The following is a 25220-nucleotide window of genomic DNA, read 5'->3' on the forward strand; positions in this document are numbered from 1 at the left end:
TGGGGCTGAATCGTGCGGCCCGGCGAGCGGAGAGAGATGCACTGGTACGAGGACGACGACCTGTGGGCCGGCTTCGCGGACGTGATGTTCCCGCCCAGCCGGGCCGAAGAGGCCGAACGCCTGACGGCCACGTCACCGCTGCTCGAAGTCGCCGACGGTGCGAAGGTGCTCGATCTGGCGTGCGGCCCGGCGATCCACGTCGTGCCGCTGGCGAAGAAGGGCGCCGACGTGACCGGCGTCGACCTCAGCCCGGTGATGCTCGAACGCGCCCGCGAAGCCTGTGAAAACGCGGGAGTCGCCGCGAAGCTGATCCAGGCCGACATGCTCGAGTACACCGAGCCCGCCGCGTATGACCTGATCATCAACATGTACACGTCGTTCGGCTACTTCACCGAGCCCGGCGACAACCTCACAGTGCTGCGAAACGCCTACGCCAGCCTCGCGCCCGGCGGCAGGCTGCTGATCGACGTGCTCGGCAAGGAGGTGCTGGCCGGCTGGGTCGGCCGCCCGAAGGCGGTCGACGTCGACGGCGGGACGGTGTTCATGCGCGACACCATCCTCGACGACTGGACCCGGTTCAGGACCGAGTGGACCCTGGTCCGCGACGGCGAGGCGAAGCAGGCCTCGATCCTGTCCTTCCTCTACAGCGCGGCGGAACTGAAGACGCTGTTCGAGACGGCGGGCTTCACCGGCGTCGAGTGCTTCGGTGACTTCGACGGTTCGCCGTACGACAACCACGCGCGCCGCCTGATCGTGCGTGGTGAACGTGCCGGTTGAGCCGCTCCGCCTCTTCGCGGAACCGGATGACGAGACCGCGCGCCCGCTCCGCCTCACCGGCCCGGTGCTCCTGCTGGCGGTCGCGCTCCTGATCTCGCTGATCGCGGGCATCGCGCTCGGCCCGTCCACCGTCGCGCTCACGGATGTCCTGCGCTACCTGGGAAAGGCGATCACCGGCGGCACCATCACCGGCGACGAGGTCACCGGGTACTCGATCGTCTGGCAGGTCCGCACCCCGCGGGTGCTGCTGGCGGCCGTGGTCGGCGCGGGGCTCGCGGTGGTCGGTGTCGCGGTGCAGGCACTGGTCCGCAACGCCCTCGCCGATCCGTTCGTGCTCGGGATCTCGTCGGGCGCCTCGGTCGGCGCCGCCGCCGTCGTGGTGTTCGGCCTGTTCGCCGGGCTCGGCGTGCTGGCGTTGTCGACGGCCGCCTTCCTCGGCGCGCTGGCCGCGACGGCGATCGTCTATCTCGCCGCCCGCGGCAAGCTCGGCCTGACGCCGTTGCGTCTCGTGCTCACCGGGGTGGCGCTCACCTATGCCTTCCAGGCCGTGATGAGCGTGCTCGTCTACCTGTCGCCGAACGGCCAGGCCGCCCAGACCGTGCTGTTCTGGCTGCTCGGCAGCCTCGGCGCGGCGACGTGGGCCTCCCTGCCGCTCGCCGCGCTCGGGGTGGCCGTCGCCGTGGTGGTCCTGCTGCGGTACGGCACCGCGCTCGACGTCCTGTCCATGGGCGACGAGACCGCGATGAGCCTCGGTACCGACGCGGCCGCGCTGCGCCGCTGGCTCTTCCTGCTCACCGCGGTCGTCACCGGCCTGCTGGTGGCGGTTAGCGGCTCGATCGGGTTCGTCGGGCTGGTCCTGCCGCACGTGGTGCGGATGATCGCCGGATCGGGGCACCGCCGGGTGCTGGCGCTCGCTCCGTTGGTGGGCGCGGTTTTCCTGGTGTGGGTGGATCTGCTGGCCCGCACGCTCGTCGCGCCCGAGGAACTGCCGCTCGGCGTGATCACCGCGCTGATCGGTGTTCCGGTGTTCCTCGTCGTGATGCGGCGCCGCGGCTACGCTTTCGGAGACCGCTGATGCTGTCGCTGCGCGAGCTTTCCGTCGAGGTGGCCGGGTCGGCGCTGATCCGTGAGCTTTGCTTGGACGTCGGCGCGGGCGAGGTCGTCGGCCTGCTCGGCCCCAACGGCAGCGGCAAGTCGACGGCGTTGCGCTGTGTCTACCGGGCGCTGTCGCCGTCCGGCGGTGCGGTTCTGCTCGACGGGACCGACCTCGCCGAGCAGGGCCTGCGCGACACCGCCCGCCGGATCGCCGCGCTCACCCAGGACAGCCGGGCAGACCTGGACTTCACCGTCGAGGAGGTCGTCGCGATCGGGCGGTCGCCGCATCAGCGCGGCAACCTCCGGCTGTCGGCCCGCGAACGCGCGTTGTGCCGGGAAGCGTTACGGCGTATGGACATCACGCATCTCGCCCAGCGCAGCGTGCTCACACTTTCCGGTGGCGAACGGCAGCGGGTCCTGGTGGCGAGGGCACTCGTCCAGGAGCCGGAGGTGCTGGTCCTCGACGAGCCGACGAACCATCTCGACGTCCGCCACCAGGTGGAACTGCTGAAGTTCCTGCGCGACTGCGGGCTCACCGTGCTCGTCGCGCTGCACGACCTCAATCTCGCCGCCGCCGTCTGCCACCGGATCGCGTTGCTGCGCGGTGGAACGCTCGCCGCCTGCGGCACTCCGGCCGAAGTGCTCACACCGGAAACGGTCCGCGCCGTGTTCGGTGTCGACGTCACCCCGGTGACCCATCCCGTGACCGGGGCGCTCCAACTGCTCTACGACCTTCCCGCCGATGAAACCGAGGGGATCACACGATGAAGCCGTCCAGGGTGACCGCGCTCTTCGCCGCGGCACTGCTTCTGAGCGCCTGCGGTGCCCAGGTCGAGGCCGGGCCGGCCGCGCCGGCACAGGCCACGGTGACCAACTGCGGCGCGCAGGTCGCGTTCCCGGCGCCGCAACGTCCTGTCGCCTATGACGTTTCCGGTGCCGAGAAGATGTTCGCGCTCGGGCTCGCCGGCCGGATGCGCGGCTACGTGATGAACTCGCTCGGCGACCCGTCGATCGCCGGCTCGCCGTGGAAGGACGACTACGCCAAGGTCGAGCGGCTCGGCACCTCGCGGGTCACCCGCGAAATCCTGGTCAACGCCAAGGCGGACTGGGTGATCGCGGGCTGGAACTCCGGGTTCAGCGAGGAACGCGGGATCACGCCGAAACTGCTGGAACAGGTGGGCATCCGGAGTTACCTGCACACCGAAACCTGCTGGGAGTACCCCACCGCGAAGCAGGAGGTGACGCCGCTCGAGGCGCTCTACACCGACCTGCGCAATCTCGGCGACATCTTCGGCGTCCGCCAGCGGGCCGACGAGCTGGTGACGGAACTCAAGGGGCGATTCGACAAGGTCCGCGCCGGAGCACCGAAGACTCCGCCCGCCAAAGTGTTCGTCTACGACTCCGGCACCGACCAGCCGTTCACGTCCGGGAAACACGCCGCCCCCAACGACATCATCGACGCCGCCGGCGGGACGAACGTCTTCCGCGAGCTGCAGGACGGCTGGGGCAGTGTCGGCTGGGAAGCGGTGGTGAAGGCCGAACCCGAGGTGATCGTCGTGGTGGACTACGCCGACCAGCCGGCGCAGGACAAGATCGCGTTCATCAAATCCGCGCCACAGCTGAAGAACACGCCCGCCGTGCGCGACAACCGGTTCCACGTCATCTCCTACGGTGACCTCGTGAGCGGCCCGCGCAACGCGGCGGGTGCCGAATCGCTGGCCGCGTATCTGCGCTCGATCGGCCGGTGACCGCGATGTCCGCGCTGGTCCACGAGCACGTCACCGATGCGATCAAGACGCCGGCGTTGATCCGGCTCGCGCCGAACATCGTGCTGATCCGCTTCGAGACCCTGAAGGTCTACGCGGCGCTCGGCGCGGTGCGGTCGCTGCTCGCCGACGGGACCGTCCGAAAAGGACAGACGCTGATCGACAGCTCCAGCGGGATCTACGCGCTCGCGCTGGCGATGGCCTGCCACCGCTACGGCCTGCGCTGCCATATCGTCGCGTCCACCACCGTCGACCTCACCATGCGGTCGCAGCTGGAGATCCTGGGCGCGACGGTGGACCAGATGCCGCCGTCGGACGATCTCCGCCTCGACCAGCGGCGCCGGGTCGCCCGCGTACACGAACTGCTGGAACGTGATCCGGACATGCATTGGATGCGCCAGTACCACGATCCCGTGCACTATCTGGGTTACGCCGAGGTCGCCGATCTCGTCGCCCGCGCGCTGCCGTCCGGGCCGCTCACCGTCGTCGGCAGTGTGGGCACCGGCGCGTCGACCGGCGGGATCGCGCGCTCACTGCGCGAACGGGATCCGGACGTCCGCCTGACCGGGGTCCAGCCGTTCGGCAGTGTCACCTTCGGCAGTGAACGGTTCACCGATCCGGACGCGATCATCGCGGGTATCGGCTCCGCCATCCCGTTCGGCAACGTGGACCACGCGCTGTACGACCGGATCCACTGGCTCGACTTCGTGCACGCCATGGCCGCGACCGTCGGCCTGATGCGTGACCACGCCGTGTTCGCCGGGCTTTCCACCGGTGCGGCGTACCTCGTCGCGGGCTGGGAGGCGGCGCGGAATCCGGAGCGGACCCACGTCGTGATCGGCGCGGACACCGGACATCGCTACACGGCAAGGGTTTTCGCCCGGCATCGGGAAGCGGTCGACCCGGCAGGCCTCGCGCCGCGCGAGATCGCCTCCCTGGACGAACTCGCCCTGCCGTGGGCGTCGATGGACTGGAGCCGCCGCCGATTCGGGATTCCCGTACAGCCGCGGTACCGGAAGGAGCGGGTGTCGTGACCGTCGTCCTGTTGGAAGCGCTCACCTTCGGCCTGGGCAGGCTCGCCGACGCGGCGGCGGAGGCCGGGCGGAAGCTGGTGCTGTTCACCGGGAATCGCGACATCTACCGCTACGAACTCGGCACGCTCGCGCCGGGCCGCGTCGAGGTCGTCGACATCGACACCACCGACATCGCGGCCTGCGAAACCGCGCTGCGCGCCATCCCGGACCTCGCCGGGATCGTCAGCTCGACCGACACGTGGGCACTTCCCGGCGCGGAACTCACCGCCCGGCTCGGCCTGCCCGGCCCGGACGCGGCCGCCGTGCGGGTGCTGCGGGACAAGGGCGCGGTGCGCGATCGGCTGTACGAACACGGGCTCACCCGCGGCGGGCCGGCGCCGGTCATGGTCGCCGAAGAACTCGGTTTTCCTTTGGTGGTGAAGGATTCTTCGGGGACGTCGTCGCGGGGAGTGTGGCTCGTCCGCGATCAGGCCGAACTCGACCGGGCCAGGCTGGAGGCTAAGACGACGCCGCTGAAGGGGCATCTGATCGCCGAACCGTATTTCACCGGCCCGCTCTACAGCGCGGAAACCGTGTCCTGGCAAGGAAGGACCCGGCTGCTCGGGATCCTCTCCCGCCAGCTGTCGCCCGAGCCGGTGCGGCGCGAGGAAGCCGCCGCGTTCCCGGTGGCCTTCCCCGCGGCCGAGTACGCGGGCTTGGCGGACTGGATCGGCCGGGTGCTCAAGGCCGCCGGACACGAGCAGGGCTTCGCGCACACCGAATTCGTGCTCACCGCCGACGGGCCCGAGGTCGTCGAGATCAACATCCGGATCGGCGGGGCGATGCTCGGCGAGGCGTTGTGCCGGTCGTTGGGCACCAACGTCTATTCCGCGATGATCGCCATGGCGCTGGGCGAGGAACCCGCCCTGCTCACCGAGGAGATCGGCGGGGGACCGGGGGTCGCGTTCGTCTTGGCGTATCCGGCCACGGAAGGTGTCCTGAAAGGATGGTCGGGGCTGGACCGCCTGCCCGGCCTGCCCGGTTCGCCCGAGTGGTACCCGACGGCGAGCCCCGGCGACGAGATCCGGCATCTCGCGGATCAGCGGTCGTGCACCGGGATCGTCGTGGCCGAGGGGCCGACGGCGGAGCTGGCGCTGCATCGCGCGCTGGCCGCGGCGGGCGGGATCACGCCGGAGATCGCTTCTTGAGAGTTCCCTCAGATGGATGGTCCGCGTTTCCCCGGGCCGCGTGCGCACGTCGCGATCTACCCCCCGCCGACGTGTCGCGAAAGCCACTTTCGCAACCTTCAACGTTGCGAAAGTGGCTTTCGCAACACGCCACCTTCGCCTCACCGCGCCTGAGTCAAGCGGGCACGCACTTCTTGGCCTCCGCGGCGGCCAGCAGCTCCGGCGTCTCGATTTTGAGCGAGGGCAGGAGATCGGGGGTCTCCGTGACGGGTTTCTGCGTGGCGTCCATCGCCTTGATGGCCGCGTCCATGGCGGCGTCGTTCCCGGACTTCTCCAACCGCTGCCTGCCCGCGGTCGCCGCGTCCCTCGCGGCGGTGTACCGGTCCACAAGGGACTTCCGCACCGTGTCGCCGCCGGGAATCGGCGACGGTGGCAGCGCGGCCAGGTCGTCGACGGCCTTGCCCGCGAATCCCGCGCGGATCCCGAGTTCCTCCTTCAGCGCGCCGCGGGTCACCTCGGTTCCCGATCGCTGCTTGGTCGCGTAATCGCTGGAAGCCTTCATGAAGCCGTACACCGCGCCGCACAGCCCGTCGAGCCAGGCGACGGTCTTGGCGTCCGGTCCGGCGGATGGTTTCGGTGCCGAGGACGACGGGGTGACGGTGACCGTCGCGGGTGCCGCTGGTGGCTCCCCGGAACAGGCCGTCGTCGCGAACAGTGCCAGAGCGATGAGCAGAAGTTTCGTATTCATGGTTTCCCTCCCGACGTGACACGCACCGGAGGGCGCGAGGGTTGCCCTCAGCCGCAGCCGCCCATGACGCGGGCCAATTCCCCGGGCAGCAACGGCGGCTCCGGCAACGGATGGGCGGCGGGCGCCCGCATCCCGTCGAACAGCAGCGCGAGATGGCGGCGCCACGCCTCCGGCCGGACGGTCGCGGTCGCCTCCACGGTGCGCGCGATCCCCCAGGTCACGAAGGCCATGTCCTCGAGGGTGAAATCCGCGCGCAGGGCGCCGCTCTCCTTGGCGCGTTCGACGATCCGGGTCATGAGTTCGTAGCCGCGTTCGAGGTCTTCGGCCTGCGGTGGACGCGTCGAGGCGAGTTCGTTGTAGCCGCGATCGGCGGCCTGCAATTCACAGACCCGTTCGACGAAGGAGGTCAATCCGATCCAGGCGTCGTCGAGGGAGAGCGCGTGCTCGGCCAGCTTCGCTACGGTCTCGGTTCGGTCGGCGAACACGGCGTTCACCAGGTCCGCGCGCTGGGGGAAGTGGTTGTACAGCGTGCCGATGCTGACGCCCGCGGTCTTGGCGATCTCTTCGAGCGCGACGTCGAGGCCGCGTTCCGCGTAGAGCCCCCTGGCGGCCTCGACCAGCAGGTCGCGGTTGCGCTGGGCGTCCTTCCGCAGGGGTTTGGTCATGACGGCATCGTAGCCAAGTTGAAGACGGCCTCAAGTTACGGGTATAAGTTGAGGTGGCCCTCAACTTAATTCCCTGGAGGACAGATGACCAAGACATTCGCGATCTTCGGCGCCGGACCGGTGCTGGGACTTTCGCTCGCGCGCCGCTTCGGCCGCGAGGGCTTCCGTATCGCCCTCGTCGCGCGCACCACCGAGAACCTCGACGCGCTCGTCGCCGAACTCGCCCGCGACGGCATCGAAGCGAACGGATTCGCCGCCGACGTCTACGAACCGGATCAGATCGCCGCCGCCGTCACCGCCATCGGCCGGATCGACGCGGTCGCGTTCAACCCCGGCGGCGGGACCATGGGCGAGGGCATCGTGCCGGTGCTCGACGTGGATCCGGAGAACCTCCGGCTCGTTCTCGACCGTTTCCTGGTGTCCGCGGTGGCGCTGGTGCGGGCCGTACTGCCGGCCATGACCGAGCGCGGCGACGGCGCGATCCTGTTCACCGCCGGGCAATCCGGGCTGTACCCGGCGCCCTTCCTCGGCAACGTCGGCATGGCGCAGGCCGCGCTGCGGAACTACCTCCACAACCTGAACGCCGTGCTCGCGGAGAAGGGGGTGTACGCCGGTGCCGTCAACGTCGGCGCGCTGATCGAGGGCAGCGTGCCCCATCGGGCACTCACCGCGAGCCCGATGGACTTCGAGCCCGAGGTGATCCACCCGGACGTCTTCGCCGACGCCTTCTGGAAGCTCTACGCGACGCGTGAAGCCCCCGAAGCACTGGTCGGGTCGTTCGGGAGGTAGCCGTCATCCCCACGGGGTACGTGCGGATGTACCACTGTGGACGGATGTGAGAGCCCGGACCCGCGCCCACAATCGGGGAAACGGACAAGGGAGGCCCCGGTGGGGAAGACGATCGTCGACATCAGCCCGTCGCTGGACGGGTACGTGGCAGGGGAAGGTGTCGGTGTGGACGCGCCGTTCGGGACCGCGGGGCAGCGGCTCACCGCGTGGAGCATGGAGGATCCGGACGACGTCGACAAGGCGGCGGCCAGGGTGATGTTCGAGAACACCGGCGCGTTCGTCATCGGCAGGACGCTGTTCGACGTGGGGATCGGACTGTGGGGTGAGGACGGGACCTGGGGGATGCCGGTCTACGTCGTCACCGGTCGTCCCGGACCCGATCTGGTGAAGGGGCCGACACGGTTCTCGTTCGTCACCGGTGTCGAAGCGGCGCTCCGGCAGGCGAAGGAGACGGCGGCCGGGCGTGACGTCGTGATCGCGGGCGGGGCTTCGGTCGTCCAGCAGGCGCTCGCCGGTGGCTGGGTCGACGAACTGCGGCTGCACGTCGTACCGGAGCTGGTCGGCGGCGGCACCCGCCTGTTCGAGGGCGTGGATCCCGCGTCTCTCGTACAGGTGAGCGCGGCCGCCGGCAGGCACGCGGTCCACGTGACCTACCGCGTCGAGGGGCGCGGCTAGGCCGTGTCCGGCAAGTCTGGTCGCGGTCTTCGCGCCCAGGCGGCGCCTGACAGCACGGGCGGGCTCGGCCGAGTACGACCCGGTACGAGGCCGACCCGCCCGCACCGCCAGGAACCACCTGGATCACGAAGCCCATCGACCAGACCTGCCGGAGACGGCCTGGCTCACCGGCCGGGCTCGGGTGGGGTGACCAAGCCGTGGCGATAGGCCATGGCGACCAGCTGAGCCCGGTCGCGGGCACCCAGTTTGCTCAGCGCGCGGCTGACGTGGGTCTTGGTCGTCGCGACGCTGATGAACAGGCGCGCGGTGATCTCCGCGTTGCTCAGCCCCTCGGCGACGAGGGCGACGACTTCCCGTTCGCGGGCGGTGAGTTCGGCGAACACCGTGTCGTCCACCGTCGGCGACGCGGGCGGCACGAGCCGCGCGATCAGCCTGCGGGTCAGGCCCGGGGCGAGGAGCTCTTCGCCGCCCGCCACCACCCGGATACCGTGCAAAAGCTGGTCGGGCGCGGTGTTCTTGAGCAGGAAGCCGCTCGCGCCCGCGGTGATGCCCGCGACCGCGTAGTCCTCGGTGTCGAAAGTGGTCAGAATGAGGACGCGCACCGCCGAAAGCTCCGGGTTCGCGGTGATGCGCCGGATGCCCTCGATCCCGTCGGTGCCGGGCATCTGCACGTCCATCAGGACCACGTCGGGGCGGAGCCGTTCGGTGAGGGCGGCCGCGGTGGCCCCGTCTCCCGCCTCGCCGACGACCTCCATGTCGTCCTCGGACTCCACGAGCACCCGGAAGCCCGCCCGCACCAGGGACTGGTCGTCGGCGATGAGCACCCGGATCGGCATCAGGGGTTCTCCGCACGCGTGGGAAGCGTGGCGGTGACTTCGAAGGCCTCACCGTTCCGCGTCGCGTGCAGGGTTCCGCCCAAGGCGGTGGCCCGCGAGCGCAGTCCGGTGATCCCGTTGCCACCCGTGGGAGACGGGGAGCTCTCGCCCGCTCCGTCGTTGCGAACCCCGATCTCCAGCACGTCGTCACCATAGAGCAGGCAGACCCGGACCGACGTCGGCCGCGCGTGCTTTCGCGCGTTGGTCAGTGCCTCCTGGACGGTCCGAAAAGCGGCCAGATCCACTCGCGGGGGCAGGGGGCGGCGTTCGCCCTCGACCACCAGGTCCACCGGGACACCGGTCGCCCTGGTCACGTCCAGCAGGGTGTCCAGCCGCGCGAGCCCGCCGCGGTCGGCCGTGGTCCCGTCGACGCGAAGCAGGCCCAGCAATGCCTGGACTTCGGCCAGCCCCTCGTCGCTGATCGTCTTGATGGTGCGCAGCGCGGCCGCGCCCTGCTCCGGATTCCGTGCCATGACGTGGGTCGCGACGCCCGCCTGCACACTGATCGCGACCATGGTGTGGCCCACCACGTCGTGCAGTTCGCGGGCGATCTCCAGCCGTTGCTCGGTTTCCCGCAACCGGGCCTGCTCGGCCAGCCGGAGCGCCCGTTCCCGTGCGCCCGCGGCATACGCGCGGTGGTAGTGGACGGCGGAACCGAGCGCCACCGCGGCCAGTTCCAGCGAAAGCGCGTTCACCGCCCGGTCGTCGAACCAGGTCACGCCCAGGGTTCCGTGCACCACGACCGTGGACACCGTGGCCGTGACCGTCCAGGCCGCGGCGCCGAGCCGCCAGCCGCGCTCGGCGGCGACGGTGTAGCAGGCGATCAGCGCCGCCACGGTGATCAGCCTGCCCGGGCAGTCCAGGACGAACCACACCGCGACGACCGCGTTGACGGCCACCAGCACACCGAACGGGAAGATCCGGCGCGCGGTGAGCAGCACGGCCAGCAGGACGAGCAGGACGGCACCGGACGGGCCGAGCGTCCCTTCCGGTCCGCTCGGCCCGATCCGTGTCACCGCCGAGACGGCCACGAGCGCCGCGACGCCGGTCCCGGCCGCGATCTCGGCCGCTGTGGGACGTCTCAGGCTCATCAGGACCTCTGTGATGTCAGGCAACGCGCACCAGGGCTCGTGCGCCGCGCAGCGCCAGCGGTTCCCCGGTGCGCAGGTCGCGCACCCAGGTGACCAGCGCGTACTCGCCGGGAGGGAGCGCCGTGGTGAGTATCGCCGAACGCCACGGTGACAGCGGCACGACCCCCGTCGGGCGGCCGGTGAACGGACTCGGCCCCGTGCGGGCGAAGAAGGCGTCGAGGTCGGCGAGTGCCGTCCCCGGCCGGACCGGCATCAGCATGGCCTCGGTGAACTGGCCCGACGCGTTGAGCACGAACACCGGCGCGCCGGACGTGAGGGAACGCGGCGCGAGGAACCCGCTGTCGGTCGCGATGATCGCCGCCGACGCCGTGGGTGCCTTCGCCGACGGCCCGTGGCCGATCCGCAGCGGGCGGATCCGGGACAGGAAATCCGGTTCGGCGACGTCGCGGAAATCCACCAGGTGGTAGTCGCCGGGAGACACGGCGATCCCGGCCGCCGCCGGAACGGCCGCGACGGCGACGCCGCCGAACATCTCCGCGTCGCCGGTGACCGCCCGGCCACCCGCCATCGCCTCCGCGGGATCGTCCGACATGGCCTGTTTCAGGTGCCGCGCATAGGTTTCGAGCGCGATCCCCGGACGCAGCCGCACGAGGCCGATCCACGCGCCCGCGGGATCTTCCGACCGCACCTTCAGGGTGAGGACGCCCGCACGGGCGGTGGACGGTGCGGTGAAGCCCGACGGCGTCACGGTGAGGTCGAGTCCGGCCGGCTCGGCCAGCGCGGGCGAACCGGACAGGAAGGCGGCGACGGCGATCGCCGTCGTGACGAGTTTTCTCATGATGGCGACTCTGTCCGAGCCCGCCCCGCGGCGCGTCCGCCCGTGACGGGCAACCGCCTACCGCGGCGGGATGACCTACCGCTCCGGTCGGATTTCCCGGATTACCGTTCCCGGCCGACGTGCCGGATGCCTCCTCGCCGCGATCATCGCGTCATGGACCGACGTTCCTTCTTGAAACTCGCCGCACTCGCGGCCGCCGGGGCCGGCGTCGCGGGCTGCGCGGCGGATACGGCCCATCCGCCGGGAGCGTTCGCCAACCGCCTGCGGGTGCCGCCGCTGCTGGCGCCGGACGTGGACGCCTCCGGGGTCCGCCGGTTCGAGCTCACCCTCCGCCAGGGAGAGACCGAACTGATCCCTGGCAAGCGGGTGAGCACGTGGGGGATCAACGGGGACCACCTGGGCCCGACGCTGCGGATGCACCGCGGCGACCGGGTGGCGATGGCCGTCACCAACCGGATCGGCGAGCCGACCACCCTGCACTGGCATGGGATGCGCCTGCCGGCCCGGATGGACGGCGGGCCGCATCAGACGATCCGGCCGGACGCCACGTGGAGTCCGGAGTGGACGGTCGACCAGCCCGCCGCCACCGGCTGGTACCACCCGCATCCGCACGAACAGACGGCAAGGCACGTCTACCGGGGCCTGGCGGGGATGATCCAGATCGTGGACCCCGAGCCGGCCGCGTCCGGTCTGCCGTCGGACTACGGCGTGGACGACATCCCCCTGATCATCCAGGACAAACGGCTCGACTCCGACGGGCGGCTCGTGGAGGAGTTCGACGGCACGTTCGGCTTGATCGGGGAGACGATCCTGGTCAACGGGACGTTCGATCCGTTCGTCGAGGTACCCGCGGGCCGGACCCGCTTCCGGGTGCTGAACGGGTCGAACGCCCGGATCTACTTCCTCGAATTCGCCGATGGGCGCGAGTTCCACGTGATCGCCACCGACGGTGGCCTCCTGCCCGGCCCGGTCGCCGTCCGGCGGGTGCCCCTCAGCCCCGGCGAACGGCTGGAGTTCGTCACCTCCTTCGCCCCCGGAGAACAGGTGATCCTCCGGAGCGTCGGCGAGCGGACCGAGGCGGCGACGGATATCGAGGAGGGTGACTTCGACCTGCTCAAGATCATCGCGACGGGGCCGACGCGAGACGTTTCACCGCTGCCGGCCCGCCTTTCCACGGCGCCGCTGCCGGAAGCGCCGCCGGGCGCCCTCGTGCGCCGCATGACGCTGACCGGTTCGGAGATCAACGGCAAGGACATGGACATGGCGCGGATCGACGAGGTCGTCCCGGCGGGCGCGCGCGAGATCTGGGAGATCCACAACACGACCTACACGCACAACTTCCACATCCACGAAGTCGCGTTCCGCGTGCTCGAGATCAACGGCGCGCCGCCGCCCGCCTACCTCGGCGGCCCCAAGGACACCGTCTACGTACCGAAACAGGCCACGGTGAAACTCGCCGTCGAATTCGGCCGCCACGCGGATCCGGCGGCGCCGTACATGTACCACTGCCACATCCTGCGCCACGAGGACAAAGGGATGATGGGGCAGTTCGTCATCGTCGCCCCCGGCACCGAAGACCGCGTGTCACGGCTGCTTCCGATGCCGGGCCACGACCACGGCGGTTGAGCTACTTCTCGATGGCGTAGGCCTCGATCTCGACCTTCATCTTCGGGTCGAGCAACGCCGACACCTCGACCATGGTGGCCGCGGGCAGCACGTCACCGAAGGCTTCCCGGTGCGCCCGCGCCACCAGGTCGGCGTCCTTGATGTCGGTCACGTAGGTGACCGTGCGGACCACCGCGACCAGGCTGGAACCGGCTTCGCGTAGCGCGGTCTCGATGATCGAAAGCACGGCCACGGCCTGCTCGTACGCGTCACCCGAGCGGGCGGGTTCGCGCGCCGTGGTCCCGGAAACGTGGATGTGCTCGCCGACGCGCACCGCCCGGCTGTAGCCGAACACCGACTCGTAGTCGCCGCCGGAGGAGATGTTCACCCGTTCAGTCATGACCCGAACGTAAGCACACCCGACAGCTGCGGGAAAACCAGCGGCGCCCCGCACCGGTTCCGGTACGGGGCGCCACTGGTCCGTGCTTACTTCTTTTCTTCGTCCTTCGGCGGCTCTTCCTTCGCGGCAGGTGGGATGGCCTTCGTCATCTCGACGATGGTCTTCCCCGCCATGCCCGACGCGCCGTACGTCGGGTCGCTGAGGATCTTGAGCCCCTTCTCGATCTTGTCGAGCGCGTCCGCCGCTTTGGGGAACCGCGTTTTCAGGTCACCGATCGGGAAGCTGGTCCAGTAGTCGTACCTTTCCAAGATCTTCTTGGCGTCGGGGTGCCCCTCGAGCTCCTTCGCCAGCTTCTCGCGCACCACCCTGGGGGGCATGTCGCCGAGCTTCTCCGGTTTGGGCTTCGGAGCGTCGGGCGTCGCGTCCGGGGTGCTGTCGCCCGGCTTGGGGGGCGGACCCTCGATCGGCTTCTTGCCGCCGGGCATCGGTGTACCGCCGGCGGGTTTGGGCTTGGGCAGCGTGACCTTGCCGCCGCCGAGCGTCAGCTTGACGACGTCGTCGGCCGCGCCGCGTGTCTTCGCCAGGATCTTGAGCATCTCGGCGAGCTTCTTGGCGACGTCGGCGATCTGCTTGGCGATCTTGGCGATCGCCACCCCGACCGTGGTCATGATGGAGGTGATCGCCGCGATGATCGAACCGCCGAAGGTGACGGGCGCCAGTGCCACCGCCACGATCGCGGCCTTGAGGATGCCGGCCAGCGTCATGGCGATGATGTCGCGGACGATGCCGCGGACGGCGCCGATCATGGCACCGGCGATCCCCATCTGCTTGCCCGCGAAGTTGATGTACTCGGCGAGCGCGTCGATCTGGGCGGCGACACCCTCCATGTCGGCACGGAACGTGTCGGCGGCCTCGCCGTCCCACTTCTCCAGGAACTTGCCGGTGGCGGCCGCGTGGTCCTTCGACCACTCGGCCACTTCCTTGCCTTCGTTGTAGATCGCGGTCTTGGCCGCTTCGATGCCCTTCGGGTCGCCCAGCAGGAAGTCCAGCGGCCAGCGGAAGATGACGATGTGCTCGATCAGCCAGCCGATCCCGGCGGTGAGCAGCGACCCGATCGGATCGGCGATCATGCCGAGGATCTCGATCGCCATCCCCGCCGAGGCCAGCCCGATGCTGAGGCTGTCGCCCTCGTTGACGGCTTGCTTCAGTGAGAACGCGGAGTCGAAGAAACCCGCGCCCGCGGTGTCGCCACTGCCCGCGAGGAAGCTGCGCTTGTCGTCCTTGAAGTCGTCGGCCTTGGTGCCACTGCCGTTCCCGAAGTCGTTCGGGCGGTACTCGTCGCTCACTTGACCTTCACCTCGTCGATACCCTTGCCCGCCTCGGTGATCAGCCTCTCCGACTCCTGCTCGTTGGTGGCGTACATCTTCGCGGCCTCGCGCACCCTGCCCGAGAACTCCTGCACGTTCTCGGAGTACTTGTTCAGGTGGTCCCGAGCCTTCCCGCAGTGCATGCTCGCGCCGGCGCCGTAGATCTGGCCGCCGAAAATGCCGAAGATGCCGGGGTCCGCCACGCAGCTGCCGACCATGTCGGCGCTCTTCCGCAGCGCGTCCTCGAGCTGGTCGAGGTGCCCGGCGAACTCGTTCATGGTTTCCGTCTTGACACCGAATCCGTTCACCACGGGCTCATTTCATCGTCGTCGGGGGTGGCAGGACGCCGGGGCCGCGGCGCCGGGGGGTTCGCCGGCCGCACCGGACGGCCCGGCTGCGGCGGCATCGGGGGACCGGCCTGCGGTGGCGGCGGCGGCCGGTACCCCGCCTGCGGACGCGGATCCTCGTGGTGCGCCTCGGGGGCCCACTTGTCCTGCTCCGGGGAGGAGTCCTGCTCGTCCTCCTCCACCTTCGGCATGAACGTACGGACCAGCCGCGCGGCCTCGTCTTCACCGTTGATCTCGGTGTAGGACTCCGTGACCTTCTCCACGGTCTTGCGCTGTGCCTCGCGCACCGTCTGCATGACCAAGGAGGAGAGCCGGGCAGCTCCCAGCGCGGTGGCCCGGTTGCCGAACTCGATCGCGCTCAGCGATCCGTTGGCCTCGACCGTCACCGTCACCGAGCCGTCGGGAGAGCTCACCGTGGAGGCCGACGCGGTGAACGCGGCCGTCAGGGCATTGGCTTTTTCCTCGAGTTTCTTGGCCTCTCGCTCCAAAAGGAGCGCGAAGTCCTCACCTGCGTCGAAATTGGGTTGCATGCGTCGCCTTGGCCTGGTTGGGATGGGATCACGATCGGCGGAAATACGAGCGGTCGACGAGGCGGAACACCCCCGCTTCCCAGCACGGAGGGTAGACCGGCCGTCCCGGCCCCGCGGTGGACCGGTAGGTCACAAGCTGATTCGCCCGTATCGTTACCACCGGGCACACACCGGGACAACCCCGGTGATCAAGGACTGCCCGAAAGGTCGTCGCGAGTTGCGGATCGGGGCAGGACGATGATCGTGCGGAACGCCGGTCGAGACGACGTCATGGCCATCTGCCACTTCGGCGAAGAGCACGTCCGAGCACATTACGCGCGGCTGATCGGTGAAGAGGCCGCGGCGAGGCAAGTGCGGATGTGGTGGCACGAGACGAATATCGCCGGCGCCGTGGCCCGCGGTTCGGTCGTGGTCGCCCACGAAGGCGGGTGTCTCGCCGGTGTCGGGCAGCGCGGCCGCGACGGCGACGAGTACATGATCGAGAAGCTGTACGTGCGTTCCCGGCATCGCGGTGGCGGGCTGGGGGCGCGGCTGCTCGATGTCCTCATCGGACAGTTGCCGCCGGACGCCGAGCGCGTGTACGCCGAGCATTTCGTGGCGAACGAACGCGCGGGAGTCTTCTGCGAGCGCGAGGGTTTCACGGTGGAGCGGAGCGAACACGGCGTCGTGCGGCGCGTGCGGGATCTTCGCTAGCGGAGGTTCCGGGCGAGGGGACCGTCGAGCCAGCGGTCGACCTGGCGCTGACCACGCAGGCGGACGACGACGAGGCCCGGGTACCGGTTCTCGGCGACGACCTTGTGCACGCGGGCCCGGATGAGCGGGTGGTAGCGCCAGGCGAGCTTGACGATGTGGTCGCGATCGGTGAAGAAGGTGCGCAGTGGGCCTTCGACGTTGCCACCGGCGATCTTCGAGCCGCGCCCCACGCGACGTTTCAGCGTCCGGACGACCGTGCGCGCCACGGTCATGGCACGCGGATGATCGAGCCAGACCAGGACGTCCAGCCGCTCGGTCATCCGCTCCCGGACCTCTTCGCCCTGCCACTCGATGGCCCATTCGTCGCCGCTGAGGAATTCCAGGACGTCGGCCTGCCAGGTCTCCCGCACCGTCCAGCCGGGTGCGTGGAAGAAGGACTCGAACTCGACGAACGGAAATCCCATGCGCTCGCACAGGGTTCGCGCCAGCGTCGACTTGCCGGATCCCGCGGGCCCGGCCACCGCGACCCGCCGGATCCGGCGTGCGGGAAGGGCGTCGTCCGGCCCGATGATCTCCATACGGGGGAGCTTAAGGTGGGCTACCGGCTTTCGGCGGCCTTCTTCAGATCCTTCAGCCAGATTTCGAGGCCCTGCCCGAGCATCTCGGTGGAGCCGGGCACGTCCTTGTCGACCTGCGGCCCGGTGTGGCTCTCCTCGGTGCGGACGATGACGCCGCCGGGGACCTTGACGAAGTTCCAGACGTGGACGCCGTCGATGTGCATGCCGCCGGGACCGTCGAGGGGCCCGGTCCAGCGGATGCACTTGCCGGGCTGGAGCTGCCGGACGGTGGAAACGATGGTCACGTCACCGGGCGGGTAGGGCAGGCCGGGCGGGACGGGAATGGTCCACTGGAAGCGGGAATGCTTGCGCAGCGGACCGGGGTCCAGACGTTTCATGGTGACGGGGATGGCGGGGTTCTGCCAGGACGGCCAGGCCTCCACGTCGGTCTGCAGGTTCCAGATGGTGCGCAGCGGCGCCTTGATGAAGGCTTCGGTCCGGTAGTGCACCTTGGCGGCGCGGTCGATGCCTTTGCCTTGGCAGGTAAGCGAAGTCGGCTTGTGGTGGTGGGCTGGAGTCGCCTGGGCGGGCGCCGTGGCGCCGAGGACGCCGGCCACGGCCAGCGGGACCGTGAGCAGGGCGGCGCGTGTGCTGATCCGGTGGCGTGCGGTGCGGAACATGCCTCTTCTCCTTCGCTCGGTTAGTGCTTATCGCGATAGTTAGAGGCTATAGCGAGTGCGCCGCTAGCGTCAAGGGGGAGTTCGGCTCGAGGTGGAGGTCGCCACTGTCCATAAAGGACCCCTGATGGTGTTGTGAAAGCCACTTTCGCAACCTTCAACGTTGCGAAAGTGGCTTTCACAACCCGTCCGGTACCTGGGGCACGCGGGCGAGGCTCAGGCCGAGCGGCCGAGGAAGGCCAGGAACCGCGCCTGCGGGTCGGCGTCCGCGGGCGGTTTCACCCGCGGCCCGAAGGTGCCCGGCGTGCGGCTGATGATCAGCCGGGCGAGGGAGAACGACGGCGCGACGATGTCCGGATCCATGCGCACGTCCTGCCCGAGCGCGGAACCGATGTCCCAGGTGTGCACCAGCGTGTCGAACGTCAGCAGCGCCAGGTAGTCCGTGACCGTCGCGTCCGGGCGGTTGGCGACGTACCACGCGGGAGCGGGACGGCCGAGCAGCTCGCCGGTGACGACGGCATCGGCCGCTTCCCTGGCCGTGCGCCACGCGGCCTGCGGGTCTTCACCGGCCAGCTCGCCGGGCTTCTCCGAACCCGCGGGCCCGTTCTCCACCGTGAATTCCCGGCCGGCCGCGTGGTGGCGCAGCACCTCCAGCCCCCAGATGACGTGACCTGTCACGTCGCGCACCGTCCAGTGTTCGCACGCCGACGCCGCGTCCCACCGGTCCGGTGGCACGGTGGCGAGCACGGCGTCGAAGGCGTCTTGTGTCCGCCGGTAGCGATCCAAGGTTTCCATGGGTTCTCCTACCGCAGCACCGCGTTGACGGCGGCCGTCAGTTCCGCCGCCCCGGGCACCAGGGCCTTGTCGAGCGCGAGGGCGTACGGGATGACGGTGCCGTCCGGACGGCAGACCCGCCTCGGGGGTGCCACCAGATCGAATTCCTCGGCCGCCGTCGCGACGATTTCCGCGCCGAGCCCGCACATGCGGTTCGAGTCGTCGATCACGATCAGCCGCCCGGTCTTGTCGACCGATTTGCGCAGGCACTCCCAATCGAAGGGATAGACCGTGCGCGGGTCGACGATCTCGATGTCGACCCGGTCCGCGAGGTTCTCGGCGACCTCGATCGCCGTGCCGACGTGCTGGCCCACCGCCACGACCGTCAGGTCGCCGCCTTCCCGGACGACGTTCGCCTGCCCCAGCGGCACGATGTCCTCTTCGCCCGCGTACGCGACGTCCGTCGCGCCCAGCAGCGGAGAAGGAGCGAACACGGCTACCGGATCCGGGTCCTGGATCGCGGCCCGCAGCAGCCCGTACGCGTCGGCGGCCAGACCCGGGACGACGGTCTTGATCCCCGCGTGCGCGAGCAGGCTGTACGGGTTGTCCGAATGCTGGCCCGCCCAGCCGAAGCGCGAACCCGATCCGGACACGAGATATGTGACCGGGATCCGGATCTGTCCACCGGTCATCAGGGAGAACTTGTGGGCCTGGTTCACGATCTGTTCGAAGACCAGGTAGATCAGCGAGGAGATCTGGAATTCGATCACCGGTTTCTTGCCCGCCATCGCCGCGCCGGTCCCGAAACTGGTGAAAGCCTGTTCGGACAGCGGGGTGTCCAGCACGCGTTCCGGGCCGAACCGGGGCAGCAGCCCAGAAGTGACTCCACTCGCCCCGACACCGACGTCCTCCCCGAGCAGGAAGACGTCCTCGTCGGCGGCCATCTCGTCGTGCAGGGCGCGGTTCATCGCGTGCATGTAGCCGAAGTTCTCCGGCGAAGGCAGCCCGCTCACAGGATCACCCCCGGCCGGACGGCGGTGGCTCCCGCGTACAGATACATGAGTGCGTCCTTCGGATCGGGCGACGGGGCGTTCTTCGCGAACTCGACCGCCTCGTCGATGGTTTCCTTGACCGCCGCGTCGATCCCGGCGACGACGTCTTCGCCGAGCTGATCGCCCAGTAACGGGATCGGGTCCTTCGTGCGCCAAAGAGCGACCTCGTCGGGATCGCGGAACTCGACACCGAGGAGTTCGAGCACGGAATGGTGCCCGAAGAACCGGTACGTCCGGCATTCCAGGAACGCCGGGCCCCGCCCCGCGCGAACCCCTTCGAGCAGTTCCGCCGCGGCACTCTCCACCGCTTCGACGTCCATGCCGTCGACACTGCGCGAAACCAGTCCGAAGCCCTCGGCGCGCCTGGTCGCGCCTCCCGCCAGCCCCGCTTCGAGCTTGAGGCTCGTCGCGTACTGGTTGTTCTCGCAGACGAACAACACCGGCAACGACCAGATCGCGGCCAGGTTGAAGGCTTCCAGCAGGACACCCTGGCTCATCGCCCCGTCGCCGAAGAAGCTGACGACGACCTCGGAATCGCCACGGGCTTTGGCCGCCCACGCGGCACCGGAGGCGATCGCGCCGCCCGCGCCGACGATTCCGTTGGCGCCCAGGATGCCCAGCTTCATGTCCGCCGCGTGCATCGATCCGCCGCGGCCCTTGTTGAACCCTTCGAGGGTGCCGAGGAGTTCGGCGAGCAGGCGGCGCGGTTCCGCGCCCTTCGCCAGCACGTGACCGTGTCCCCGGTGGGTGCTGGTGATGCCGTCGCGCTCGGTCAGGTTCGCGCAGATGCCCACGGCGACGGCTTCCTGCCCGATGTACGGGTGGATCCCGCCGTCGATCTCCCCGGCGATGGCCATCGCCAGGCAGCGTTCTTCGAACTCCCGGATCAGCTTCATGGACCGGTACAGGTCCGGCCGGTTCTCACGGGTCATTGGCGTGACAGCCCTTCTGTGGATGTCCGGACGAGCATTCGGTCGACGTAGCGGAGCAGCGCGCCGTCGTCGGGGCTCGGCACGACGACGGGCTCGAATTCACTGCTCGGGCGGCCGCTCGACGAAGTGGAGCCGAAGAGCAGCTTCAGGATGGCGTGTTCCTCGGGGGAATGGGCTTCGAGAGCGGAGAGCCAGTCGGCCACGGGCAGGATGCCGATCTCGGTACCGGTGCTTCGCAGGAGCTCGACCAGGTACGTCAGCCGCATCGGCCGTTCGCCCGCCAGCACGAACCGGCCGCCATCCGGCCGCCGGTCCAGGCCGAGCCGGGCGAGCGCGCCCGCCGTCTCGTCGACCGCGATCCACGGTTCCTCGATCTCGGTGTCGGGTGCGGCGCCGAGTTCGAGGATGTTCCGGAGGACCCGCAGCATGATGTCCCGCGTGTTCCCTTGCCCGGTCCTCGAATCCCCGACGATCCGGGGCAGACGGCAGATCTCCGCCGGTATCCCGCGCTCGTACGCGGTGATGATCAGCTGCTCCGCGTGTGCCTTGGTCTCCGCGTATCCGCTGCGGGAACCGTTCTCCTCGCCGGCGGAAATGGTCGACACGAACTGCAGCCGCTTGAGCCGGGTGGTGGCCGCCAGCCGGATCAGCTCGCGGGTGCCGCCCACGTTGGCGCCTTCGAGTTGTTCGTAGCTGGAGAGCGCGTCGACCCAGGCGCCGTTGTGGCAGATCAGGTCGATTTCGCCCGCGAGCCGCGCGAACACCGCGTCGGTCAGCCCGAGTCCGGGTGCCGCGAGATCGCCGGGGACGACGCTGATCCGCTTCTCGCCGACGTCGTCCCACAGGCCGTAGCGGTCCAGGTTCTCCCGCAGCCTCCGCCATCCCGACCGTTCGTCGGCGGCACGGACGAGGCAGTGCACCCGCACGTTCTCGCGCGCCAGCAACTCGCGGACCAGGTACGCCCCGACGAATCCGGTGGCTCCGGTCAGCAGTACTTCCGACACGGCACCGGATCCATGCGGTGGCAACGACTCCGGGAGGACACCACGCAACCAGGCCCGCGGATCGAACGAACGCACGGCGGTCCGCCGCTCTCCGTTGATCTCCTCGGCCAGCTTCGCGATCGTGGGCCGCTCGAAAAGCGTCCGCAGTGGCAGGTCGATCCGCAGGGTCTCCCCGATCCGGACGGCGAGTTGCGCGGCCTTCAGGGAATGCCCGCCGACGTCGAAGAAGCTTTCGTCCCTGCCGACGGTTTCGCGGCCGAGTACCTGCGCCCAGATCGCCGCCAGCTTCTCCTCGGTCGGGTTGCGCGCCGGGGCGGTCTCGTCCTTCCGGGTGCCGTCTTCGGGTTCCGGCAACGCCCGGACGTCCAGCTTTCCGTTGATGGTCAACGGGAGTTCGGGCAGCGACACGAATGCCGCGGGCACCAGGTACTCCGGCAGTTCCCGGCGCAGCTCCGCACGCAGAGCGGTTTCGTCGACAGCGCCTTTGAGATAGGCGACGAGCCGCTTCTGACCCGAGCCGTCCTCACGGGCGACGACGGCGGCCTGGGTGATCTCCGGCCGGGCCAGCAGTGCGGCTTCGATCTCGCGGGGTTCGACCCGGAAGCCGCGGATCTTGACCTGGTCGTCGACGCGTCCGAGATACTCCAGATCGCCGTCGGCGTTGTACCGCACGATGTCCCCGGTCCGGTAGAGCCGCTCACCGGTCGTTCCGTGGTGGAGAACGAACTGTTCCCCGGTGAGTTCCGGCTGTCCCCGATAGCCCCGCGCGACGCCGGGGCCGGCCACGTGGAGTTCGCCGGGTACCCCGGTCGGCGTGAGCCCGCCGCGTTCGTCGAGGACGTACACCCGGGTGTTCCCGAGTGGACGGCCGATGGGGATCCCCTTGGCGTCCTCGGGAACAGGGGCGGCGATCGGGTGGCACGTGGCGAACGTCGTGCATTCGGTGGGGCCGTACCCGTTGAAGAACTTCGTGCCGGGCAGCGCGGCGACGGCGCGGCGGACATGGGTGACGGACAGCGCTTCACCGCCGACGAGCAGGTTCCGGAGCCCGGTCAGCGCAGCGGCGTCCTCGTCGACGATGTGATTGAACAACGACGAGGTCAGCCACGCCGTGCCGATCCGGTGCCGGGTGATCGCGTCCGCGAGCGGCCGGGCGGTCAGCACTCGTTCGGTGGAGACGACGCAGGTCGCTCCGGTGAGCAAAGCGCCCCAGATCTCGAAGGTGGCCGCGTCGAAGGAGATCGCCGACGCGTGCAGCACCACCTCGTCCGGGCCGAGGATGCCGTCCGGCAGCCCGGTGACCAGCCGGATGATCGACCGGTGCTCGATCTCGACGCCTTTGGGGCGGCCGGTCGAGCCGGAGGTGTAGATGACATAGGCCAGGTCGCGCGGCCCCACCTCGGTTCCGAGCGCGGTCGATGGTTCCTGGTCGAGGGTGGGATCGGCGATCAGATCGGTCGTGATCGCCAGCCGCGCCTGGCCGTCGGCGAGCAGGAGCCGTTGGCGCTCCTCGGGGTACCCGGGGTCGATCGGCAGATACGCGGCGCCGGTCTTGAGGATCGCGAGCAACGCGGTGATCAGGCCGATGGAGCGCGGCAGGCAGACACCGACGACCGTCCCCGGCCCGGCGCCCAGCGCGCGCAACCGGTGCGCGAGCCGGTTGGACCGGACGTCGAGTTCCTCGTACGTCACGGAATCGTCGCCGCGGACCAGCGCTGTCGCTTGTGGACGGTCGCGCACCTGTGCGGCGAACACCGCGGGCACCGTCGCCGGGGAGGGCAGCTCCGTGGTCGTGTCGTTCCAGTCCTCCGTCAGCCGCCGGAGCTCGGCATCGCTCATCATCGACCAAGCGGAAAGCGGCCGGTCGGGCTCGGCCACGACGGACGTGAGCAGCCGCTGGAAATGCCGGGTGAAACGTTCGATCGTGATCCGGTCGAACACCTCGGCGTTGTAGTCGATCCGCGCTTCCAGGAGGCCCTCGCGGTCCGCCACCAGGAATTCGAGATCGAAAGGTTCCGAGCGGGTGCCGACCGATGCGACGGCCGACAACGGCTCGTCCACCACCCGGAGCACGACCTGGGCGAGCGGATTGCGGCTGAAGTCCCGCCGCGGCGCCAATTCCTCGACGAGACGCTCGAACGGGACGTCCTGGTTCGCGTACGCGCCGAGCGTGGTCTCCCGCACGCGGCCGAGCAGCTCCGCGAAGGTGGGATCGCCGGAAAGATCGGTGCGCAGCACCAGCATTTTCGCCTCGGGCGCGGGGACGCCGACCGCGACGTCGGTGGTGCGGGCGTAGCGGGAGAGTACGACGTCGAAGGCCGCCAGCAGCGTCATGAAGAGGGTGGCGTCGTGACGACGGCCCGTTTCACGGACACTCGGATCCACGGTGAAGGAGAACGAGTCACCGCGATAGGACGCCACCGGCGGGCGAGCGCGATCCGACGGCAGCTCCAGCGCCGCGGGCAGGTCGTCGAGTTGTTTGCGCCAGTAGTCGAGCTGCCCGCGCAGTGCTTCGAAAAGCGGCTCGTCGGGGTGTTCCAGCATGTTTTCGACCAGCCGGACGAGCCTGCCGACGAGCCGGGTGGCGGTCGAGCGGTCGAACAGGCTGGTGCGGAAAACCAGGGAGCCGTGCAACCTGCCGTCCTGCACGTGGGTGACCAGTTCCAGGTCGAACCGGGTCGCCACCCCGGCCCAGGGCACGCTGGAGATCTCGTCTTCGCCGTCGGCGGGGATCTCGCCGTTGTGCACGACCACGACGTCGAAGATCGCGTTGCGCCCGGCGTCCCGTTCCGGCCGGACCTCCGCGACCACCTGGTCGAACGGCGCCTGCTGATGGGCGTAGGCGTCGACCATCTTGGTGCGCGTCACCTTCAGCAGCTCGCGGAACGACATCGACGGCGTGATGTGGGCGCGCAGCACCACGGTGTTCACGAAGAAGCCGAGGACGTCGGCGAACCTGCGGTCGTCGCGACCGGCCAGTACCGTGCCGATCGTGATGTCCTCTTGTCCCGAATGGAGGGACAACAATGCCTGGAACACCGCGGCCACGGCACTGGACAGCGCGCATCGGTTCCGCAGGGCGAAGGAACTGAAGGCCTTCGTGAGTTCGGCGGGGAGTTCGAAATCGACGTGGTCGCCCGCGAAGCCGGGGTTGCCCGAGCGCGGCCGGTCCGCCGGCAGCCGAAGCGGCTCGAAGCCGTCGAGCTCACGCCGCCAGTAGTCGATGTGCTCCGCCACCGAATCGGCGGCCGCGCGCTGCGACGCGACGTACTCCTTCGTAAGTCACCTCCAGTGGCGCTGGAGTCTCCGAGCGGTACAGCTTGACGACGTCCTCGGTCATGATCTGGATGGACCGCCCGTCGGTGATGATGTGGTGGTTCACCACGCACAACACCGCCGACCCGTCGGCGCACTCGACCACCATCGCGCGGATGGGCGGCGCCGCCGCGAGGTCGAACGGCTCGCTGACCAGATCGGCCGTGTGCTTCCGCCAGTCGTCGTCGGCCGCGGTGCGCCGGGCCACCGGGATGCGGAAACCCGGCGTCGGCACGGCGGCCGGCGTCCCTGACTCGTCGACGACGAACCGCCATCGCAGCACCGGATGCCGTTCGACGAGCGCGCCGAGCGCCCGGTCGAGCACGGCGAAGTCGACGCCGTCGTGGAACCGGAAGACGATCGGGATGTTGTACGCGGCGCTGGTCCGGTCGAGTTGCTGCACCAGCCACAGCCGCTCCTGCCCGAGCGACAACCTCATCGATTTCTC

26 protein-coding genes are annotated in these 25220 nt (G+C 69.5%); 10 read left to right on the forward strand and 16 right to left on the reverse strand.

The features are described 5' to 3' along the window. The first annotated feature begins 36 nt into the window (after positions 1 to 36). The 6 genes from ACZ3HL_RS36170 to ACZ3HL_RS36195 are packed head-to-tail and all read left to right on the forward strand — an operon-like array spanning position 37 to position 5859. Positions 37 to 777, forward strand: a complete 741-nt coding sequence (locus ACZ3HL_RS36170) for a class I SAM-dependent methyltransferase (protein ID WP_465535836.1) — start codon at positions 37 to 39, stop codon at positions 775 to 777. Then, positions 758 to 1852, forward strand: coding sequence for a FecCD family ABC transporter permease (locus tag ACZ3HL_RS36175; RefSeq protein ID WP_465535838.1), 1095 nt, complete (start codon positions 758 to 760; stop codon positions 1850 to 1852). The genes ACZ3HL_RS36170 and ACZ3HL_RS36175 overlap by 20 nt, the downstream gene beginning before the upstream one ends. Next, a complete protein-coding gene (locus tag ACZ3HL_RS36180; protein WP_465535840.1) occupies positions 1852 to 2640 on the forward strand; it encodes an ABC transporter ATP-binding protein in 789 nt (262 codons plus the stop codon). Before ACZ3HL_RS36175 ends, ACZ3HL_RS36180 begins: the two co-directional genes overlap by 1 nt. Further along, entirely contained in the window at positions 2637 to 3620 is a 984-nt protein-coding gene (locus ACZ3HL_RS36185) for an ABC transporter substrate-binding protein (protein WP_465420247.1), read from the forward strand. The genes ACZ3HL_RS36180 and ACZ3HL_RS36185 overlap by 4 nt, the downstream gene beginning before the upstream one ends. Next, complete coding sequence (locus ACZ3HL_RS36190) at positions 3617 to 4672, forward strand: cysteine synthase family protein (RefSeq protein ID WP_465535841.1); 1056 nt, start codon at positions 3617 to 3619, stop codon at positions 4670 to 4672. The genes ACZ3HL_RS36185 and ACZ3HL_RS36190 overlap by 4 nt, the downstream gene beginning before the upstream one ends. Further along, entirely contained in the window at positions 4669 to 5859 is a 1191-nt protein-coding gene (locus ACZ3HL_RS36195) for an ATP-grasp domain-containing protein (RefSeq protein ID WP_465535843.1), read from the forward strand. Before ACZ3HL_RS36190 ends, ACZ3HL_RS36195 begins: the two co-directional genes overlap by 4 nt. A gap of 154 nt (positions 5860 to 6013) precedes the next feature. On the opposite strand, the gene ACZ3HL_RS36200 is transcribed toward ACZ3HL_RS36195, so the two are convergent. After that, the gene (locus ACZ3HL_RS36200; protein ID WP_465535845.1) at positions 6014 to 6586 is read right to left on the reverse strand and encodes a hypothetical protein; all 573 of its coding nucleotides are present in this window, start codon (positions 6584 to 6586) and stop codon (positions 6014 to 6016) included. A gap of 47 nt (positions 6587 to 6633) precedes the next feature. Beyond that, entirely contained in the window at positions 6634 to 7251 is a 618-nt protein-coding gene (locus tag ACZ3HL_RS36205; protein ID WP_465420236.1) for a TetR/AcrR family transcriptional regulator, read from the reverse strand. An 84-nt stretch (positions 7252 to 7335) separates the two neighbouring features. Between ACZ3HL_RS36205 and ACZ3HL_RS36210 the strand changes: the two genes are divergently transcribed. Further along, on the forward strand, positions 7336 to 8040 hold the full coding sequence (locus tag ACZ3HL_RS36210) for an SDR family NAD(P)-dependent oxidoreductase (RefSeq protein WP_465535847.1): 705 nt from the start codon (positions 7336 to 7338) through the stop codon (positions 8038 to 8040). Between the two features lie 99 nt (positions 8041 to 8139). Beyond that, on the forward strand, positions 8140 to 8715 hold the full coding sequence (locus ACZ3HL_RS36215) for a dihydrofolate reductase family protein (RefSeq protein ID WP_465535849.1): 576 nt from the start codon (positions 8140 to 8142) through the stop codon (positions 8713 to 8715). 164 nt (positions 8716 to 8879) lie between these two features. On the opposite strand, the gene ACZ3HL_RS36220 is transcribed toward ACZ3HL_RS36215, so the two are convergent. The 3 genes from ACZ3HL_RS36220 to ACZ3HL_RS36230 are packed head-to-tail and all read right to left on the reverse strand — an operon-like array spanning position 8880 to position 11519. Further along, positions 8880 to 9551, reverse strand: coding sequence for a response regulator (locus tag ACZ3HL_RS36220; RefSeq protein ID WP_465535850.1), 672 nt, complete (start codon positions 9549 to 9551; stop codon positions 8880 to 8882). Further along, positions 9551 to 10681, reverse strand: a complete 1131-nt coding sequence (locus ACZ3HL_RS36225) for a sensor histidine kinase (protein ID WP_465535852.1) — start codon at positions 10679 to 10681, stop codon at positions 9551 to 9553. The genes ACZ3HL_RS36220 and ACZ3HL_RS36225 overlap by 1 nt, the downstream gene beginning before the upstream one ends. 16 nt (positions 10682 to 10697) lie before the next feature. After that, the gene (locus tag ACZ3HL_RS36230; protein WP_465535854.1) at positions 10698 to 11519 is read right to left on the reverse strand and encodes a hypothetical protein; all 822 of its coding nucleotides are present in this window, start codon (positions 11517 to 11519) and stop codon (positions 10698 to 10700) included. 153 nt (positions 11520 to 11672) lie between these two features. Between ACZ3HL_RS36230 and ACZ3HL_RS36235 the strand changes: the two genes are divergently transcribed. Then, a complete protein-coding gene (locus ACZ3HL_RS36235) occupies positions 11673 to 13145 on the forward strand; it encodes a multicopper oxidase family protein (protein ID WP_465535855.1) in 1473 nt (490 codons plus the stop codon). Between the two features lies 1 nt (position 13146). On the opposite strand, the gene ACZ3HL_RS36240 is transcribed toward ACZ3HL_RS36235, so the two are convergent. The 4 genes from ACZ3HL_RS36240 to ACZ3HL_RS36255 all read right to left on the reverse strand — a co-directional run bounded on the left by ACZ3HL_RS36240 (position 13147) and on the right by ACZ3HL_RS36255 (position 15768). After that, positions 13147 to 13524: a RidA family protein gene (locus ACZ3HL_RS36240; RefSeq protein ID WP_465420222.1), complete on the reverse strand. Its 378-nt coding sequence runs from the start codon at positions 13522 to 13524 to the stop codon at positions 13147 to 13149. Positions 13525 to 13610: 86 nt separating this feature from the next. After that, the gene (locus ACZ3HL_RS36245; protein ID WP_465535857.1) at positions 13611 to 14870 is read right to left on the reverse strand and encodes a proline-rich domain-containing protein; all 1260 of its coding nucleotides are present in this window, start codon (positions 14868 to 14870) and stop codon (positions 13611 to 13613) included. Then, positions 14867 to 15199 (reverse strand): hypothetical protein, encoded by a 333-nt coding sequence (locus tag ACZ3HL_RS36250; RefSeq protein ID WP_465535859.1) that lies wholly within the window; start codon positions 15197 to 15199, stop codon positions 14867 to 14869. The genes ACZ3HL_RS36245 and ACZ3HL_RS36250 overlap by 4 nt, the downstream gene beginning before the upstream one ends. After that, complete coding sequence (locus ACZ3HL_RS36255) at positions 15196 to 15768, reverse strand: YbaB/EbfC family nucleoid-associated protein (protein ID WP_465535861.1); 573 nt, start codon at positions 15766 to 15768, stop codon at positions 15196 to 15198. The genes ACZ3HL_RS36250 and ACZ3HL_RS36255 overlap by 4 nt, the downstream gene beginning before the upstream one ends. A gap of 237 nt (positions 15769 to 16005) precedes the next feature. Here ACZ3HL_RS36255 and ACZ3HL_RS36260 point away from each other — a divergent pair, with 237 nt between their 5' ends. Continuing rightward, positions 16006 to 16461, forward strand: coding sequence for a GNAT family N-acetyltransferase (locus tag ACZ3HL_RS36260; RefSeq protein ID WP_465535863.1), 456 nt, complete (start codon positions 16006 to 16008; stop codon positions 16459 to 16461). Here the strand turns inward: ACZ3HL_RS36260 and ACZ3HL_RS36265 are convergent. From ACZ3HL_RS36265 to ACZ3HL_RS36295, 7 genes are all read right to left on the reverse strand, one after another. Next, positions 16458 to 17039: a P-loop NTPase family protein gene (locus ACZ3HL_RS36265; protein WP_465535865.1), complete on the reverse strand. Its 582-nt coding sequence runs from the start codon at positions 17037 to 17039 to the stop codon at positions 16458 to 16460. The genes ACZ3HL_RS36260 and ACZ3HL_RS36265 overlap by 4 nt on opposite strands. 20 nt (positions 17040 to 17059) lie before the next feature. Further along, the gene (locus tag ACZ3HL_RS36270; protein WP_465420210.1) at positions 17060 to 17698 is read right to left on the reverse strand and encodes an SRPBCC family protein; all 639 of its coding nucleotides are present in this window, start codon (positions 17696 to 17698) and stop codon (positions 17060 to 17062) included. A 213-nt stretch (positions 17699 to 17911) separates the two neighbouring features. Then, positions 17912 to 18490 carry a TIGR03086 family metal-binding protein gene (locus tag ACZ3HL_RS36275; RefSeq protein WP_465535866.1) on the reverse strand — a complete coding sequence of 193 codons (579 nt, stop codon included), beginning with the start codon at positions 18488 to 18490 and terminating at the stop codon, positions 17912 to 17914. Between the two features lie 8 nt (positions 18491 to 18498). After that, the gene (locus ACZ3HL_RS36280) at positions 18499 to 19482 is read right to left on the reverse strand and encodes an alpha-ketoacid dehydrogenase subunit beta (RefSeq protein ID WP_465535868.1); all 984 of its coding nucleotides are present in this window, start codon (positions 19480 to 19482) and stop codon (positions 18499 to 18501) included. Then, on the reverse strand, positions 19479 to 20453 hold the full coding sequence (locus ACZ3HL_RS36285; RefSeq protein ID WP_465535870.1) for a thiamine pyrophosphate-dependent dehydrogenase E1 component subunit alpha: 975 nt from the start codon (positions 20451 to 20453) through the stop codon (positions 19479 to 19481). The genes ACZ3HL_RS36280 and ACZ3HL_RS36285 overlap by 4 nt, the downstream gene beginning before the upstream one ends. Next, positions 20450 to 24694: a non-ribosomal peptide synthetase family protein gene (locus ACZ3HL_RS36290; RefSeq protein ID WP_465535872.1), complete on the reverse strand. Its 4245-nt coding sequence runs from the start codon at positions 24692 to 24694 to the stop codon at positions 20450 to 20452. Before ACZ3HL_RS36290 ends, ACZ3HL_RS36285 begins: the two co-directional genes overlap by 4 nt. After that, positions 24663 to 25211 (reverse strand): condensation domain-containing protein, encoded by a 549-nt coding sequence (locus tag ACZ3HL_RS36295; RefSeq protein WP_465535874.1) that lies wholly within the window; start codon positions 25209 to 25211, stop codon positions 24663 to 24665. Before ACZ3HL_RS36295 ends, ACZ3HL_RS36290 begins: the two co-directional genes overlap by 32 nt. Positions 25212 to 25220 lie beyond the last annotated feature (9 nt).

This window comes from Amycolatopsis sp. NPDC000009, from assembly GCF_055563465.1.